Origin of the sequence: Phenylobacterium sp., assembly GCF_035539035.1 — a bacterium.
Classification (GTDB): domain Bacteria; phylum Pseudomonadota; class Alphaproteobacteria; order Caulobacterales; family Caulobacteraceae; genus Phenylobacterium.
This window is the reverse complement of sequence record NZ_DATLJI010000014.1, coordinates 451,635-466,882: the sequence shown is the minus strand read 5'-3', so window position 1 is coordinate 466,882 and position 15,248 is coordinate 451,635. Positions and strand designations below refer to the sequence as shown.

Genomic DNA, 15,248 nt, shown 5'->3' with positions numbered 1-15,248 from the left:
GCCGAAAGGTCAAGGGAAGCCCGTCCCATTGCGGTGCGTCACAGCGCGAGCCGGGCCATGGCGAGGGAATCCACATAGGCGCCGTCGCGCCAGGCATAGGCCCGCAGGAGCCCTTCCCGCTCGAAACCGAACCGCTCGTAGAGGGCGATGGCGCGAGCGTTGTCGGCATAGACGTTGAGCTCCAGCCGTTTGATGTTCCACCAGCGGTCGGCCATGTCGACCACCGCGGCCATCATGGCCGAGCCCACGCCGCGGCCGGCGAAGCCGTCGTGCACGGCCATGCCGATCGAGGCGGCATGGATCCGCCGGTGCCAGGGCTCGCGGTGCAGGCCGATGGAGCCCACCACCCGGCCGTCGAGCACGGCCACCAGGGCGCGGTTGTTGTGGTCGGTGGCGTCGAACCGCTTCTGGCGCATGGCCTCGGACATCAGCGGCGTCTGCAGCGTGCCCCAGACGGCGCGCGGCTGGTTCAGCACCTCGGTCATGGCGGGGACGTCGGACGGCTCGGCGGCGCGGACGACGATCTCGGGCGGCGGGTCGGTCATGGTCCTTCTCCTTGCGGAGCGGGAGAGGGACGGGGCGCATGAAAAAGCCCCGTCCGGTCTCCGGCGGGGCTGGTGTGGGGTCTTTGCGTGTCTGCTTGAGCCTAGCGCGCGCGTTCCCGTCCCGAGCCGCCGGAGGCGGTGCAGGTGGTAAGATTTACGTGCTGGGCGAAGCCGCTGCGCATGGAGGGGACCTTACCCTCGAAGCCGAAGCTTGGCAAAGCAGGGACATGATCGAGGTCACGCCTTCCATCGCGCTGCAGGACGACGAGGTCGTCTGGAAGGCGGTGCGCGCGTCGGGGCCGGGCGGACAGCACGTCAACAAGACCTCCACGGCGGTCGAACTGCGCTTCGACGTGCGCGGCTCGCCGTCCCTGCCCGAGCCGGTGCGGGCGAGGCTCTACCGGCTGGCGGGCAGCCGGCTGAACCAGGAGGGCGTGCTGGTGCTGGTCGCCCAGGCGCGGCGCTCGCAGGAGCTGAACCGGCAGGAGGCGGTGAACCGGCTGCTGGAACTGATCCGCAAGGCCGCCGAGCCCCCGCCCCCGCCGCGCAAGAAGACCAAGCCCACCTACGCCTCCAAGCTGAGGCGTCTGGAGGGCAAGGCCAAGCGGGGCGGCGTCAAGGCGATGCGCGGGCGTCCGCGGGGTGAGGACTAGGGGGCGCCTCCCTCCCCTTCATGGGGAGGGCCGAGGCGCCGCAGCGCGCGGGGTGGGGAGGCGTGGGCCAGGCCCCAACGCCGGCGCTTGAACGCGGCTTCCCCACCCGTCCGGCGCTCCGCGCCGTCCACCCTCCCCATGAAGGGGAGGGAAAGGGCGGCGCCCTCTGGCCTCATTCCGCCGCATTGGCGTATAGGCTTGTGCCCGATGTCGAAGCTTAGCCTGCTCACCGCCGCCGCCCTTTCCACCGCAGCCCTCGCCGCGTGCGCGCCGACCATGGGACCGCCCCCGCCGGGCCGGGGACCGATGGCCGGGCCGCCCACGTTCCGCGCCGCCGACTTCGGCTGGTCGCAGGCTCCGGGCCGCAACGGCGTGGCGGGCCGGGTCACCTACCGCCAAGGCGCGACGCGCTTCACCTGCTCGGGCGCGGGCGTGGTGCTGACGCCCGAGACGCCGTGGTCGAGGCGGCGGATGGCGGTGCTCTACGGCTCCACGGAACGGGCCGCCCTGCCGGCCGACGAGGTCCGGGCGCGCACGCCCCGGGCGCCGGCCGGCGACGCCGGGCCGTTCGTGAAGCGCACCACCTGCGACAGCGCCGACCGGTTCAGCTTCTCGGGCCTGCCCGACGGGGCCTGGTACGTGATCACCGTCGCCCGTCCGGCCGGCCAGCCGCAGGCCGAAGGCATGGCCCTGATGCGCCGCGTGACCACCCGCGGCGGGCGCGCCACCAGCATCGAACTTTAGTCACGGCGGAGCTGAACCTCCGGCCCGCCCGGGGGTTCCGCTCACCGCAGGGGCGGACGGGGCCCCACGGTGGGAGATATCGCCATGCGCCAGATCACCGGCGCCCTCCTGGTCCTGACCGCGCTCGGCTTGGCCGCGCCGGCCGCCGCGGGCGAGACGAAGACGCCCCGGAAAGCGGAGACCGCCCAGGCGGCCCAGCATTTCGCCCAGGCCGCCAGCTACCGCGGACCGGTGATGTCCCACGGCTACTCGGCCCGCGCCCGGCGCATCGCCGACTGCCTGGCCACCTATCCGGGCTACAACCCCAAGACCGACCGGGTGGTGGTGCGGCCCGGCGTGACGCGCCGGTGCGAGTTGCAGGTCGCGGAAGCTCGGCGCTAGGAACCGAACACCGTTTTCCAAGCGTTTGCAGGCCCTTGAGGGATGCACCGAGGAGAAAACGGTAATGCGCAAGCTGATCAGCGCAGCGGTCGCAGGCCTCGCGATGGCGGGCGGCGCGGCTGTGATGACATCGACGGCCGAAGCCCAGCCCTACGGCTACTACCCGGCCCCGCCGGCCTACTACGGCGGCTACAACAGCCAGCCCTACTACGGCGGCTACAACCAGCCCTATTACGGCAACGGCTACAACGGCTACTACAGCCAGCCCTACGCCGGCGGCGACCCGCTGACGGCGGGGATGGCGGCGCTCGGCGCGGCGCTCGGGCTCAACACCCAGAGCGGCTACGGCGGCTATGGCTACGGCGTGCCGGTGGACCGCTACGGGCCGGACCCGAACGGCATGATCGCCCCCGACGGGCACCGCATCAAATGCAAGCTGCGTCGGACCTACGACAGCTACTACCGGAGCTATGTGACCCGGCGGGTGTGCAGGTAGGCGCCCATTCCGCTCATCCCCGCGAAAGCCGGGCCCCAAGCGGACTGAAACGGAAAGGCCCCGAAGGATCGCTCCTCCGGGGCCTCTTCTTTGGGCTCAGCTTGGGCCCGGCTTTCGCCGGGGCGAGCGGCCTTTTCTAGTGCACCTTGGCGCGGCCGATGGCGAGGCCGTCGCCGGTGGAGGCGACCTCGATCACCTGGCCGTCCTCCAGGTCGCCGGCGAGCAGCTTGCGGGCGATGGGGTCGACCAGCTCCTTCTGGATCACGCGCTTGAGCGGACGGGCCCCGTAGACGGGGTCGTAGCCGCGCTCGGCCAGCCAGTGCAGGGCGGTGGCGTCGAGGTCGATCGCCATGCGGCGGTCGGCCAGGAGCTGTTCCACCCGCTTCAGCTGGATGCGGACGATGTTGTCCATCTCCGCGCGGCCCAGCCGCTTGAAGAGGATGATCTCGTCGATCCGGTTCAGGAACTCGGGCCGGAAGTGCTTGCGCACCACGTCCATGACCAGCGGCCGGGCCGTCTCGACGTCGTCCCCCTCGGCGAGGTTCGCCAGGTACTCCGAGCCCATGTTCGAGGTCATGATGATCAGGGTGTTGCGGAAGTCGACCGTGCGGCCCTGGCCGTCGGTCAGGCGGCCGTCGTCCAGCACCTGCAGCAGGACGTTGAACACGTCCGGATGGGCCTTCTCCACCTCGTCGAACAGTACGACCTGGTAGGGCCTGCGCCGCACGCTCTCGGTGAGCGCCCCGCCCTCGTCGTAGCCGACGTAGCCGGGAGGCGCGCCGATCATCCGGCTCACCGAGTGCTTCTCCATGTACTCGCTCATGTCGAGGCGGGTGATCGCCGCCTCGTCGTCGAACAGGAACTCGGCGAGCGCCTTGGTGAGCTCGGTCTTGCCGACGCCGGTCGGCCCCAGGAACAGGAACGAGCCGATCGGCCGGTTCGGGTCCTTCAGGCCGGCGCGGGCGCGGCGCACGGCGTCGGAGACGGCGACAAGCGCCTCCTCCTGGCCGACCACCCGCTCGCGCAGGGCGTCCTCCATAGAGAGCAGCTTCTCGCGCTCGCCCTCGAGCATCTTCTCGACGGGCACGCCGGTCCAGCGGGAGACGACGGCGGCGATCTGCTCGGCGTCGACCACCTCGGGGCTCATGGCGTCCTGCCCGCCCTCGGCGGCCTCGGCCTCGGCGAGCCGCTTCTCGAGCGCGGGGATCTCGCCGTAGGCGATCTCCGAGGCGCGCTGCAGGTCGCCGCGGCGCTGGGCGTTGACGAGCTCGGCGCGCAGCCGGTCGAGGGCCTCGCGCGCCTGGGCGGCGGCGCCCACCTTCTCCTTCTCGGCGCGCCAGCGGGCGGTCATCTCGGCGCTCTCGGACTCCAGCCCGCGCAGCTCCTCCTCGAGCTTCTCCAGCCGGGCCCTGGAGGCGGCGTCGGTCTCCTTGGTCAGGGCCTCGCGCTCGATCTTCAGCTGCACGACGCGCCGGTCGATCTCGTCCAGCTCCTCAGGCTTCGAGTCCACCGCCATGCGCACGCGGCTGGCGGCCTCGTCCACGAGGTCGATGGCCTTGTCCGGCAGGAAGCGGTCGGTGATGTAGCGGTTGGACAAGGTGGCGGCCGCGACGATGGCGCTGTCGGAGATGCGCACCCCGTGGTGCACCTCGTACTTCTCCTTCAGGCCGCGCAGGATGGAGACGGTGTCCTCCACCGTGGGCTCGCCCACGAACACCGACTGGAAGCGTCGGGCCAGCGCGGCGTCCTTCTCCACGTGCTTGCGGTACTCGTCGAGCGTGGTGGCGCCGACGCAGTGCAGCTCGCCGCGGGCGAGCGCGGGCTTGAGCAGGTTGGAGGCGTCCATGGCGCCCTCGGTCTTCCCGGCGCCCACGAGGGTGTGCATCTCGTCGATGAACAGGATGATCGAGCCCTCGGCGGCGGTGACCTCGTTGAGCACCGCCTTCAGCCGCTCCTCGAACTCCCCGCGGTACTTCGCCCCGGCGATCAGCGAGCCCATGTCTAGGGCCAGCAGCTTCTTGTCCTTCAGGCTCTCGGGCACGTCGCCGTTGACGATGCGCAGGGCGAGGCCCTCGACGATGGCGGTCTTGCCGACGCCGGGCTCGCCGATCAGGACGGGGTTGTTCTTGGTGCGGCGCGACAGGACCTGGATGGTCCGGCGGATCTCCTCGTCGCGGCCGATGACGGGGTCGAGCTTGCCGTCGCGGGCGGCCTGGGTGAGGTCGCGGGCGTAGCGCTTCAGCGCGTCATACCCCTCTTCAGCCGACGCGGAGTCCGCCGTCTTGCCCTTGCGCAGGTCGCCGGCGGCGCGTTCCAGGCTCTTGGTGTCGACGCCGGCGGATTTCAGCGCCTGGGCGGCCTCGCCGCCTTCCTTGGCGATGGCGATCAGCAGGCGCTCGGTGGTGACGAAGGCGTCGCCGGCCTTCTTGGCCCCCTCCTCGGCGTCGGCGAAGACGCGGGCGGTGTCGGGCTTCAGGTAGAGCTGGCCGGAGCCGCCCTCCACCTTCGGCAGCTTGCCGAGCTGGGCGTCGATGGCCTTGTCGGCCTCGTCGGGCCGGCCGCCGGCGCTCTGGATCAGGGCGCGGGACAGGCCGTCCTTCTCCTCCAGCAGCACCTTCAGGAGGTGCTCCGGGGCGAGCTGCTGGTGGCGGCGCGCGAGCGCCAGGCTCTGGGCCGACTGGATCGCCTGCTTGGCGCGGTCGGAATAGATGTCGATGTTCATCAGGTCCCCTCGTAGGCGGATCGGCGGAGGGAGCCTTGACCAAGCGCAATCTCCGCCTCACCCGATGTAGTGTGGCCCAAAGGTCACACAAGCCCGCCCGGCCGGCAAATCACATCGGCGGGTTGTGCTTCTCCAGGAAGGCCACGACGGCGTTCAGCATGGCGAGCCGGGTGTCGGCCTGGGAGAGCCAGTGGTCCTCGCCGGGCTGGACGACCAGCTCGACGGGCTTGCCCGCGCGCTGCAGGGCCTCGGCCATGACCCGGCTCTGCTCGAGCGGAACCACGGTGTCGTCGCGGCCGTGGACCAGCAGCACGGGGGCCTTGACCTTGTCGGCGTGCAGGGCGGGCGAATAGGCGGCCAACACGGGGTCGCGGCCGTTCTCGGCGCCCATGAACCGGCTCCACCAGCGGCGGGTGTCCGCTCCGCCGCGGTCGCCGGCCCAGTCGACGAACCGCTTGAGGTCCGAGAGGCCGGCGACGGAGGCCGCGCAGCGGTAGACGTCGGGCTCCAGGGCCGCGCCCGCGAGCGCCGCATAGCCGCCGTAGCTCGCGCCGACGATGCAGACCCGCTTGGGATCCACCACGCCCTGGGCGGCGAGGTGGGCGACGCCGTCGGAGAGGTCGGTCTGCATCTTGCGGCCCCACTGGCCGAAGCCGGCGGAGAGGTGGTCCCAGCCGAAACCCGACGAGCCGCGGAAGTTCACCTGCAGGACCGCATAGCCCCGCGAGGCCATGGCCTGGGCCCACCAGTCGAAGCCGGGCTCGTCCCGCGCCGCGGGCCCGCCGTGCGGGAAGACCACCAGCGGCAGCTTCTTCCCCGCCGAGCCCTGCGGCGTCGTCAGGTAGCCGGTGAGCTCCAGCCCGTCGCGCGCCTTGAACCGGACCGGCGCCACGGGGGAGATGTGCTCGGGCATCAGGTCCAGGTACTCGGGACCGATGAAGCTCGCCTTCTTCTGGTTCAGGTCGACCAGGGCGTAGGCGGGCCCCTCGGTGGGGGAGTCGGTGAGGACGATGATCACCTTGCGGTCGTTCGACCAGGACACGAGCTTGACGCGGGCGCCCTTGAACGCCGCCTGGACGCTCCGCCAGGCCCGCTGGTCGTTCGGATCGAAGAAGGTGTAGCGGTCCTCGTCCCCCACCAGGGCATAGGCGCCGATCAGGCGCTGGCTGACCGGGTCGAAGACCAGGTCGTCGACGTTCTCCACGGGCAGGGGCTCGCCCAGGGCGCCGTCGGGGCCGACCTCGCGCAGCACATAGCCCCGGTCCGCCATCTCGCCGATCAGCACCGACTGCCCGTCGCGGCCCAGCCCCGCCAGGTAGGGGCGGTCGTGGAGGGCCTGAAGGCTGCGGACCTCCTTCCATCTCGGCCCGTCCCGGAGCTTCAGGGCCCAGCGGCCGGAGTCTTCCTCATAGACGGTCTGCGCCAGGGGCTCGCCGCTGGCCCCGATCAGGATGTCCTCCGTCTCCTTGCCGCCGAACTCGACGACGTCGCTCTGACCGTTGCCAAGGTTCGCCTTGAAGACGGTGAGCACGCCGAAGGTGTCGCGGAAGGCGACGCCGCGCAGGAACAGGGTCGGCTCGCCGCTGACCACGCGGACCTCCGGCGGGCCGGCGAGCACGTTCAGCATGCCGGTCACGTCGGCGTTCTTGCCCTTGGCCTTCATGTGGGTGCCGGTCTGCTGCCGGCCGGGCGACGCGCCGAGCAGGCGCTGCAGCTTGTTCGTCCTCAGATCGAGGTGGAAGCCCTGGAAGTGTTCCCGGCGGCGCGCGTTCGTCACGCCCAGCAGCGTCCCGGTGCGCGAGGTGGTGAGGACGATGTCCTTGGACCCGACCCAGTCCAGGCCGCGCACCTTGACCTCGCCGAGGCCGAAACGGGCGGTGGCGCCGTCCTTCAGCTGGCGCACCAGCAGCTGGCGCTGGCCATCCTTCACCGCGACCACCGCGAAGGCGGAGCCGTCGGGCGCCACGCGCGCCTCGTCGATGGTCGGCAGGCTGCCGTACACCTGAAGCGGCGGCGCGGCTGACGCCGGCCAGGCAACGAGCGCGGCGAGGGCCGCCAGGAGGCTCAGGAGTCGGAACATACGCGGTCTCCGGTCGGTCAGGTCGGCGGATTGTGCTTTTCGAGGAAGGCCACGACGGCCTCCAGCATCTGCAGGCGGGTGGCGCCGCGGGTGAGCCAGTGGTCCTCGCCGGGCTGGACCACCAGCTCGTGCGGCTTGCCGGCCTTCCTGAGCGCATCGGCCATGAGCCGGCTCTGCTCCAGCGGCACCACGGTGTCGTCCTTGCCGTGGACGAGCAGGATCGGGATCTCGGCCCGGTGCGCCTGGGCCGCAGGCGACAGCTCGGCCATCACCGGATCGCCGAGATCCTCCGCGCCGACGAAGCGCGTCCAGTAGCGCAGGGTGGCCTCGCCGCTGCGGCTGCGGGAATAGCCGATCTGGCGGCGGAGGTCGGAGACGCCCCCGAAGGAGGCGGCGCAGCGGTAGACGCCGCGGTCGTGGGTCGCGCCGGCGAGGGCGGCGTAGCCGCCGTAGCTGGCCCCGACGATGCACACGCGCTTCGGATCGATGATCCCCTGGCCGGCCAGGTGGCGGACGCCGTCGGAGAGGTCGGTCTGCATCTTGCGGCCCCACTGGCCGTAGCCGGCCTCGAGCAGGGCGTTCCCCAGGCCGTCCGAGCCGCGGAAATTGACCTGCAGCACGGCATAGCCGCGCGAGGCGATGGCCTGCGGCCACCAGTCGAAGCCGGGATCGTCGCGCGACGCCGGCCCGCCGTGCGGCAGGACCACGAGCGGCAGGGCCTTGGCCTCGCGTCCCCGCGGCAGGGTCAGATAGCCGGTGAGCTCCAGCCCGTCGGCCGCCTTGAAGCGGATGGACTCCTTGCGCGCGATGTCGGCCGGCTTGAGCCCCTGGTAGACGCCGCCCAGCCAGGTGGCCTTGCGGGCGGTCAGGTCGACCACGGCGTAGGCGGGGCCCTCCGTCGGCGAGTCCACCAGGACGATGATCTTCTTCCGGTCGGCCGACCAGGAGCGCAGGCTGACCCGGGAATCCGGGAAGCTGGACAGCACCGTCCGCCAGACCTTGGCGTCCTCGGGGTCGAAGAACACCCATCGATCCTCGTCGCCCACGAGGCCGCCGCGCCCGATCAGCCGGCCATCCTGCGGATCGCGGAGCGCCCGTTCGGCCTCCAGCACCTTCATCGCCCGGCCAGGCGCGCCCGTCTTCAGGTCGATCTCCTGCCAGACCGTGCGCCCGTCGTCATAGGAGGCGAACAGCAGGTGCTCGCCGCTGCGGCCGAGCCCGACGACGTAAGGTTCGTCCAGGGGCGCCACGGTCTGCTGGACCTCCCGCCACCCCGGGCCGTTGCGGATCTTGAGGGACCAGCGGCCGCTGGAGCGGTCGTAGAGCTCCTGCGCCACGGGCTGGCCGTCGATGCCGACGATCCAGTCGCGGGTGTCCTTGCCGCCCTGCTCGACCAGATGACTGGTGGCGCGCTCCAGGGTGATGCGGAAAAGCGAGAGGTTTCCGCGCCCGTCGCTGAATTTCACCCCCTGGACGAAGACAGCGGGCTCGCCGCGGTAGGTGCGCACCACCGGCATGTCGAAGATGGTGTTCATGCCGTATTCGTTGTCGCGCAGGAGCGGCCGGGCCTTCTGCGTCTGCAGGTCGTAGGCGTAGGCCAGCATCCACTCCCGTCGGCCGCCGAGAATGCCCATCGGGGCGGCGGTGGCGCTGGTGACGATCAGGACGTTGCGGTCGCCCGCCCACTGCACGGCGCGCACCTTCGCGGGCCCTGCCCCCGCCTTCATCAGGAACTCGCCGGTGGCCACCTCGCGCACCGCGATGACCCGCTGCTCGCCGTCGGTGGCGATGAGGGCCACGGCGTGGCCGCTGGGCGAGATCGCCGCGTCCTCGATGGCGGGCAGCTTGCCGTACGCCTCGAGCGGCGCGGCGGCGGCCGGCGCCGCCAAGAGAAAGGCCAAGGACGCCAGCGCGCTCAGCAGACGGATCATGCGGCTCCCCCCGGATGCACAGCCCAGAGTGGCCGGGGCCGGGGCGTGGCGCAAGTCTACGCTCAACCCAGGGGCGCAGCGGGCCTCGTGTAGACGCGGGTCACGTAGCGGACCTGTTCGCCGGCGGTCCAGATGAGGTGCTCGATGCCCGTGATCTCGTGGGCGAGGCCGGGATTGGAGCCCGGCAGATCCAGCGGCTGGATGTGGTCGCCCCGGTTCATGGGCGTGAAGGGATCGTCGCTGTCGACCTTCCACATCAGGTCCGAGGCCCCGCCCGGGCCGTAGAGCTCCAGGCTGTAGGGCTTGAGCTGGTCGGTGTGGAAACGGGCCGGCATGGCGGCAGAACGCATGGCCGCCGCCGGCCGTTCAGCGGGCGTTGGCATAGGCCTTCACCACCCGGTAGAGGAACTCCCGTCCCTCGTAGAGCGAGCGCACGCGGATGCGCTCGTTGAGGCCGTGGGCGCCGCCGCCGTCCGGCTCGCCGAACATGCCGGAGAGGCCGTAGGTCGGGATGCCGGCGGCCAGCAGGAAGCGGCCGTCGGTGGCGCCGGTGGCCATGGCGGGCACCAGCGGCACGCCGGGCCAGAGCTCGCCCGCCACCCGCTCGGCGGGTCGGGTGATGGCCGGCGTCAGCGGCGGGGCCGGCGAGACCGGGCTGGGCTCCCCCACGGCGGAGATGCGGATGCCGGGGTCGGCCATGACCTCCGTGAGCGCCGCTTGGACGGAGGCGACGCTCTCGCCGGGCAGGATGCGGCAGTTGACGTTGGCGGTCGCCCGCTGCGGCAGGGCGTTGGGCGCATGGCCGGCGCTGACCATGGTGGCCACGCAGGTGGTGCGCATCATGGAGTTGTAGCCCGGATCGCGGGCGATGCGGGCGACCACGTCGGCCGGCATCGGGGTGGCGAGCGCCGCGGTCATGTCGGCGCCGAGCTGGCCGCCGACGATCGGGGCCATGCGCTCGAAGTGCAGGCGGGTGGCCTCGTTCAGCCGGGCCGGGAAGTCGTGGGCGCCGATCCTCGAGATGGCCGCGGCCAGGCGGTAGATGGCGTTGTCCTTCACCGGCCGGGAAGAGTGGCCGCCGGGGTTCGTCGTCTCCAGCGTGAAGTCCTGGTAGACCTTCTCGCCCGCCTGGATGCCGAGGAAGACCCGCTTGTCGCCGGCCAGGCGGCCGCCCGCGCCCTCGTTCAGCGCGAACTCGGCGGCGAGCGTGTCGGGGTGGGTCTTCAGCAGCCAGGAGACGCCGTTGAAGGTGTCGGGGGTCTCCTCGCCGCAGGTCAGCGCCAGCTTCAGGGTCCGGCGCGGCTTGAAGCCCTCCTTGCGGTAGCGGATCAGGGCGTCGGTGAAGGCGGCCGCCATGGCTTTGTCGTCCGCCGCGCCGCGGGCGTAGAAGTAGCCGTTCTCCTCCACGAGGGTGAAGGGATCGCGCTCCCAATCCTCGCGCCGGGCCTCGACCACGTCGATGTGGGCGAGCAGCAGGAGCGGCTTCAGCTTCGGGTCGGTCCCGGGGACCACGGCGACCAGGTTGCCGTCCTTGGGCCGGTCGGCGGGCGCGAGGACCCGGACGTCCTTCTCCGGGTAGCCGGCGGCCTTCAGGCGGGCGGCCATCCGCTCGGCGGCGAGCGTGCAGGAGCCGGCGGACAGCGTGGTGTTGGTCTCGATCAGCTCCTTGTAGAGCCCGCGGAACTCGGCCTGCCCGGGGAAGTCCTGGGCCGCGGCGGGCGCGGCGGTGAACGCGCCGGCGACCAGCGCGGCGACGGCGGCAAGCTTACGGACCATGCGAGACACTCCCCCGGGACGTGGGAGGAGCGTAGGCATTCCGCCAACACCCAGCAACCAACAGCCGCTCACCCCGGCGAAAGCCGGGGCCCAAGCGGAGTCGAGGCGCTGCGCGGCCCAGCGATTCCTGGAGCTTCAGCTTGGATCCCGGCTTCCGCCGGGATGAGCGGAAATCAGTTCAGCTCGGTCTTCTTCGGCGGCTCGGGGGGCAAGGGGGCGACGGGGACGCCGTCCTCGACGAGCTCGCGGACCTCCTTCGGCGTGGCCTGGCCATAGATGCCGCGCTGCTCGGACTTGCCCTCGTGGATGGCGCGGGCCTCGCGGGCGAAGGTGTCGCCGACGTCGTCGAAGTTCTCCTCCACGTGGCGGCGGATGCGGCCCATGGCCTCCATCATCATCTCGCGCACGGGCGCGGCCGTCTCGTCCTGGACGGTGCGCCGCGTCCCGGCCAGCGCCGGGGCCATGATCTGCTTGCGGACCGCCTTGGAGGCGCAGAGCGGGCATTCCAGGAGGCCGCGGGCCTGCTGGTCGTCGTAGTCGGCGGACGAGCCGAACCAGCCTTCGAAGCCGTGGTCGTGCTCGCAGGTGAGCGCGTACTTGATCATGGGAGAGATATAGGAAGCTCGAACTCGCGGGCGTTCTTCAGCGCGGGGATGGCGGCCCGCGCCTTCGCCGGCGCCGCCAGGTCGAGGTCGGCGAGAAGCACGCCGGGCTCGTCATGGTCAAGATGGCCGAGCACCTCGCCCCACGGGCCGACCGCGATCGTGTGCCCGTAGGTGACCCGCCCGTCCTCGTGGCGGCCGCCCTGGGCGGGGGCGAGCACGAAGCTGCCGGTCTCGATCGCCCGGGCGCGCAGCAGCACCTCCCAGTGGGCCTCGCCGGTCGGCCGGGTGAAGGCCGAGGGAATGGTCATCACCTCGGCGCCGGCCAGGGCGAGCGCGCGGTAGAGGGCGGGGAAGCGCAGGTCGTAACAGACGGTCATGCCCAGCCGGACCTCGCCCGCCTGAACGGCCACCGCACGCGCGCCGGGCTCGTAGGCTTCGGACTCGCGGGAGCGCTCGCCGGTGGGCAGGTCCACGTCGAACATGTGCAGCTTGTCGTAGGTGGCGGCCACCGCGCCGTCGGGGGCGATCAGCACGGAGCGGTTGGCGGCCTTGCCGTCCTCGCGCCGGACCAGGGCCGAGCCGACCAGCAGCCAGACCGAGAGGTCGCGGGCGGCGTCGCGCAGGCCGCGCACCACGGGATCCTCGTCCAGCGTGCGGAGCTGCGGCAGGAGGACGGCGCGGTCCTTCTGCAGGACGTTCGTCCCCTCCGGCGTGAGGATGAGCCGTGCGCCCCGCCCGGCGGCCTCGCGGACCAGCGGCAGGACGTGGGCGAGCGCCGCGGCGTGGGTCGCGGGGGTGCGGGTCTGGAGAAGCGCGGCCTTCATCGGGGCCTGGATAGCACAGGATCGGCCTTCTCCCCTTGCGGGAGAAGGGATTTCTTCTACGCCGCCTGCTGGAGGAGGGGGTCGAGCTTGCCCTCGCGCTCGAGGGCCATCATGTCGTCGCAGCCGCCGATGTGCTGTCCGCCGATGAAGATCTGCGGAAAGGTGGCGCGGCCGGAGCGCTGCATCATCTCGGCGCGCTTCTCGGGATCGAAGGCGGCCTCGATCTCGTCGAACTCGACGCCCTTCTTCTCCAGCAGCGAGACCGCGCGGATGCAGTAGGGGCAGTAGGGCTTGGTGTAGATGGTGACGTGGGCCATGGCGCTCTAAACAAAAGCCGTCCGGGGAAGTTTCATATAGTGAGTCCGCCGCGCTCCTTAACCCGGGCGACGACGGCCAGGTCGACGCGGGCGGCGCCGGCGGCCTTGAGCGCCCGGGCGCAGCCTTCCGCCGTGGCGCCGGTGGTCATCACGTCATCGACGAGCAGGATGCGCCGCCCGGCGACCTGGGCGGCGCGGGCGGCGGGCACGTGGAAGGCGCCGGCGACGTTGCGCTTGCGGCCGGAGCCCGACTTGCCGGCCTGGGTGTCGGTGGCGCGGCGGCGGACCAGGGCATCGGGCAGGTAGGCCACGCCGGTGAGGACCGAGAGCGGCCGGGCGATCTCGGCGGCCTGGTTATAGCGGCGATGCAGCAGGCGGAAGGGGTGCAGCGGCACGGGCGCGATCGCGTCGGCCTCCTCCACGAGATCGCGGGCCGCGCGGCTGAGCCAGCGGGCGAGCAGCGGGGCGAGGTCCAGCCGGTCGGCGTGCTTCAGCTTCAGGATCGGATCGCGCGAGACCTCGTCGTAGAGGCAGGCGGCGCGGGCCGCGTCGAATGCCCGGGGCCTGGCCAGGCAGGCCGCACAGCGGTCGCCGATGTCGTACTCGAAGGGCGCGCCGCAGCCGTCGCAGACCGGGCCGTCGAGGAAGTGGATGCGGCTCCAGGTGTCGGCCGAGAGCCCGCCGGCCAGGGGCGCCGGGCCGCCGTCCAGGGCCTGCGGCGGGAACAGCAGGTCGAGCGCGCCGCGCCAGAGCGCTTTTGCGCGCGGCCCCGGTTTCAATCGATCGGCGAAGACGCCATGTTCCGCGCCCATGTCCCCCGGCCCCACGTCCCCGCCTCGCCTGTTCGACCGCGCCCTGCACCGCAAGCGGCTGGACCGCGCGGCCCGCGGCTATGCGCAGGCCGATTTCCTGAAGCGCCGGGCCGCGCAGGACGTGGCCGAGCGCCTGGAGGCGATCATGCGGGACTTCCCGGTGGCCGTCGACCTCTCGGCGCGGACCGGCGCCTTCCGCGAGGCGCTGGCGCACAGCGGGGCGGCCTCGCGGATCGGAACGCTGATCGAGGCCGACCTGTCGCCGGCCATGCTGGGCGGCCGGACGGGGCCGCGGGTGGCGCTGGACGAGGAGCGCCTGCCGTTCGCGCCCGGGGCCCTGGACCTGGTGGTCTCCACCCTGGGGCTGCACTGGACCAACGACGTGGTCGGCGCGCTGATCCAGGCGCGGATGGCGCTGAGGCCGGACGGCCTGTTCATCGGCGCCTTCCTGGGCGGGGCGACGCTCACGGAGCTGCGCCAGTCGCTGGTGGCGGCCGAGGCGGAGATCCTGGGCGGCGCCGGCAGCCGCGTCTCGCCCTTCGCCGACACAACCGACGCCGCGGGCCTGCTGCAGCGGGCGGGCTTCGCCCTGCCGGTGGCCGACGTGGACCGGGTGAGCGTCACCTACGACCATCCCCTGAAGCTGCTCTACGACCTGCGCCAGATGGGCGAGACCAGCGTGCTCGCCGAGCGGCACCCGAAGAAGCTGACGCGCGCGCTGATGCGCCGGGCCTTCGAGATCTACGCCGAGCGGTTCGCGGGGCAGGACGGCCGCGTGCCCGCCACCTTCGAGATCATCACCCTCACCGGCTGGGCCCCGCACGAGAGCCAGCAGAAACCGCTCCAGCCCGGCTCGGCGAAGATGCGCCTGGCCGACGCGCTGGGGACGGTGGAGCACCGGGTCCCGGGGACGCGGTGAGGGTTCGGCCACTCGTCGACCTCACCTGACACACACGCCGCTCATCCCGGCGAAAGCCGGGACCTAAGCTGACTATCGCCCTGCGAAGGCGAGCAGGTTGTTCAGCTCAAGGCCTAGGTCACGCCAAGTGGGATTCTCGGCCTCGATCAGCTCGATCTTCCATCTGCGCCGCCACTCCTTGATCTGGCGCTCGCGACGAAAGGCGTTCTCGCGCAACTCGAAGGTTTCGAACCAGACGAGCTTGTCGACGCCGTACCTCGCCGTGAAGCCACGCCTCAGCTTCTCCTGATGCTCGTACACCCGGCGCGCGAGGTCGTCCGTGTGGCCGGTGTAGAGCGTGCCGTAGGGGGCGCTCGCCATGATGTAGACGAAGAAGCTCATGCGAGGTGGCCAGCTCAGCTTGGGTCCCGGCTTTCGCCGGGATGAGCGGAGAATAAAACAAG

At 71.7% G+C, this 15,248-nt stretch carries 16 protein-coding genes; 5 read left to right on the top strand and 11 right to left on the bottom strand.

Features of this window, described 5'->3' with window-relative positions; all coding sequences use genetic code 11:
* Positions 1-38 precede the first annotated feature (38 nt).
* Complete coding sequence (locus tag VM685_RS11855) at positions 39-545, bottom strand: GNAT family N-acetyltransferase (RefSeq protein WP_325460353.1); 507 nt, start codon at positions 543-545, stop codon at positions 39-41.
* A gap of 227 nt (positions 546-772) precedes the next feature.
* Between VM685_RS11855 and arfB the strand changes: the two genes are divergently transcribed.
* From arfB to VM685_RS11835, 4 genes are all read left to right on the top strand, one after another.
* Complete coding sequence (arfB, locus tag VM685_RS11850; protein ID WP_325460352.1) at positions 773-1,198, top strand: alternative ribosome rescue aminoacyl-tRNA hydrolase ArfB; 426 nt, start codon at positions 773-775, stop codon at positions 1,196-1,198.
* Between the two features lie 207 nt (positions 1,199-1,405).
* Positions 1,406-1,942 carry a hypothetical protein gene (locus VM685_RS11845; RefSeq protein ID WP_325460351.1) on the top strand — a complete coding sequence of 179 codons (537 nt, stop codon included), beginning with the start codon at positions 1,406-1,408 and terminating at the stop codon, positions 1,940-1,942.
* 84 nt (positions 1,943-2,026) lie between these two features.
* Entirely contained in the window at positions 2,027-2,323 is a 297-nt protein-coding gene (locus VM685_RS11840) for a hypothetical protein (protein ID WP_325460350.1), read from the top strand.
* A 64-nt stretch (positions 2,324-2,387) separates the two neighbouring features.
* Positions 2,388-2,819: a hypothetical protein gene (locus VM685_RS11835; RefSeq protein ID WP_325460349.1), complete on the top strand. Its 432-nt coding sequence runs from the start codon at positions 2,388-2,390 to the stop codon at positions 2,817-2,819.
* Positions 2,820-2,955: 136 nt separating this feature from the next.
* On the opposite strand, the gene clpB is transcribed toward VM685_RS11835, so the two are convergent.
* The 9 genes from clpB to VM685_RS11790 form a co-directional block, all read right to left on the bottom strand.
* Positions 2,956-5,541 carry an ATP-dependent chaperone ClpB gene (gene clpB, locus VM685_RS11830; RefSeq protein WP_325460348.1) on the bottom strand — a complete coding sequence of 862 codons (2,586 nt, stop codon included), beginning with the start codon at positions 5,539-5,541 and terminating at the stop codon, positions 2,956-2,958.
* 109 nt (positions 5,542-5,650) lie between these two features.
* Positions 5,651-7,621 carry a S9 family peptidase gene (locus tag VM685_RS11825; RefSeq protein ID WP_325460347.1) on the bottom strand — a complete coding sequence of 657 codons (1,971 nt, stop codon included), beginning with the start codon at positions 7,619-7,621 and terminating at the stop codon, positions 5,651-5,653.
* Between the two features lie 17 nt (positions 7,622-7,638).
* Complete coding sequence (locus VM685_RS11820) at positions 7,639-9,552, bottom strand: S9 family peptidase (protein WP_325460346.1); 1,914 nt, start codon at positions 9,550-9,552, stop codon at positions 7,639-7,641.
* A gap of 62 nt (positions 9,553-9,614) precedes the next feature.
* Positions 9,615-9,902 carry a hypothetical protein gene (locus tag VM685_RS11815; protein ID WP_325460345.1) on the bottom strand — a complete coding sequence of 96 codons (288 nt, stop codon included), beginning with the start codon at positions 9,900-9,902 and terminating at the stop codon, positions 9,615-9,617.
* Between the two features lie 16 nt (positions 9,903-9,918).
* The gene (locus VM685_RS11810; RefSeq protein ID WP_325460344.1) at positions 9,919-11,328 is read right to left on the bottom strand and encodes a M20/M25/M40 family metallo-hydrolase; all 1,410 of its coding nucleotides are present in this window, start codon (positions 11,326-11,328) and stop codon (positions 9,919-9,921) included.
* A 173-nt stretch (positions 11,329-11,501) separates the two neighbouring features.
* Complete coding sequence (locus VM685_RS11805) at positions 11,502-11,933, bottom strand: DUF1178 family protein (RefSeq protein ID WP_325460343.1); 432 nt, start codon at positions 11,931-11,933, stop codon at positions 11,502-11,504.
* Complete coding sequence (locus VM685_RS11800) at positions 11,930-12,757, bottom strand: carbon-nitrogen hydrolase family protein (protein ID WP_325460342.1); 828 nt, start codon at positions 12,755-12,757, stop codon at positions 11,930-11,932. Before VM685_RS11800 ends, VM685_RS11805 begins: the two co-directional genes overlap by 4 nt.
* A gap of 56 nt (positions 12,758-12,813) precedes the next feature.
* Positions 12,814-13,074, bottom strand: coding sequence for a glutaredoxin 3 (gene grxC, locus VM685_RS11795; RefSeq protein ID WP_325460341.1), 261 nt, complete (start codon positions 13,072-13,074; stop codon positions 12,814-12,816).
* Positions 13,075-13,106: 32 nt separating this feature from the next.
* A complete protein-coding gene (locus tag VM685_RS11790) occupies positions 13,107-13,886 on the bottom strand; it encodes a ComF family protein (protein WP_325460340.1) in 780 nt (259 codons plus the stop codon).
* Between VM685_RS11790 and VM685_RS11785 the strand changes: the two genes are divergently transcribed.
* Positions 13,885-14,805 carry a methyltransferase domain-containing protein gene (locus tag VM685_RS11785; protein ID WP_325460339.1) on the top strand — a complete coding sequence of 307 codons (921 nt, stop codon included), beginning with the start codon at positions 13,885-13,887 and terminating at the stop codon, positions 14,803-14,805. The genes VM685_RS11790 and VM685_RS11785 overlap by 2 nt on opposite strands.
* A gap of 72 nt (positions 14,806-14,877) precedes the next feature.
* On the opposite strand, the gene VM685_RS11780 is transcribed toward VM685_RS11785, so the two are convergent.
* Positions 14,878-15,186, bottom strand: coding sequence for a GIY-YIG nuclease family protein (locus VM685_RS11780; protein ID WP_325460338.1), 309 nt, complete (start codon positions 15,184-15,186; stop codon positions 14,878-14,880).
* Positions 15,187-15,248: the final 62 nt, after the last annotated feature.

Excerpts from the sequence above, each read along its gene's own strand:
- arfB (WP_325460352.1), top strand. The coding sequence starts at position 773 with ATGATCGAGGTCACGCCTTCCATCGCGCTGCAGGACGACGAGGTCGTC.
- VM685_RS11800 (WP_325460342.1), bottom strand. The coding sequence starts at position 12,757 with ATGAAGGCCGCGCTTCTCCAGACCCGCACCCCCGCGACCCACGCCGCG.
- VM685_RS11815 (WP_325460345.1), bottom strand. The coding sequence starts at position 9,902 with ATGCGTTCTGCCGCCATGCCGGCCCGTTTCCACACCGACCAGCTCAAG.
- VM685_RS11805 (WP_325460343.1), bottom strand. The coding sequence starts at position 11,933 with ATGATCAAGTACGCGCTCACCTGCGAGCACGACCACGGCTTCGAAGGC.
- VM685_RS11810 (WP_325460344.1), bottom strand. The coding sequence starts at position 11,328 with ATGGTCCGTAAGCTTGCCGCCGTCGCCGCGCTGGTCGCCGGCGCGTTC.
- VM685_RS11845 (WP_325460351.1), top strand. The coding sequence starts at position 1,406 with ATGTCGAAGCTTAGCCTGCTCACCGCCGCCGCCCTTTCCACCGCAGCC.
- VM685_RS11820 (WP_325460346.1), bottom strand. The coding sequence starts at position 9,552 with ATGATCCGTCTGCTGAGCGCGCTGGCGTCCTTGGCCTTTCTCTTGGCG.
- VM685_RS11790 (WP_325460340.1), bottom strand. The coding sequence starts at position 13,886 with ATGGGCGCGGAACATGGCGTCTTCGCCGATCGATTGAAACCGGGGCCG.
- VM685_RS11840 (WP_325460350.1), top strand. The coding sequence starts at position 2,027 with ATGCGCCAGATCACCGGCGCCCTCCTGGTCCTGACCGCGCTCGGCTTG.
- VM685_RS11835 (WP_325460349.1), top strand. The coding sequence starts at position 2,388 with ATGCGCAAGCTGATCAGCGCAGCGGTCGCAGGCCTCGCGATGGCGGGC.
- VM685_RS11825 (WP_325460347.1), bottom strand. The coding sequence starts at position 7,621 with ATGTTCCGACTCCTGAGCCTCCTGGCGGCCCTCGCCGCGCTCGTTGCC.
- VM685_RS11780 (WP_325460338.1), bottom strand. The coding sequence starts at position 15,186 with ATGAGCTTCTTCGTCTACATCATGGCGAGCGCCCCCTACGGCACGCTC.
- grxC (WP_325460341.1), bottom strand. The coding sequence starts at position 13,074 with ATGGCCCACGTCACCATCTACACCAAGCCCTACTGCCCCTACTGCATC.
- clpB (WP_325460348.1), bottom strand. The coding sequence starts at position 5,541 with ATGAACATCGACATCTATTCCGACCGCGCCAAGCAGGCGATCCAGTCG.
- VM685_RS11785 (WP_325460339.1), top strand. The coding sequence starts at position 13,885 with ATGTCCCCCGGCCCCACGTCCCCGCCTCGCCTGTTCGACCGCGCCCTG.
- VM685_RS11855 (WP_325460353.1), bottom strand. The coding sequence starts at position 545 with ATGACCGACCCGCCGCCCGAGATCGTCGTCCGCGCCGCCGAGCCGTCC.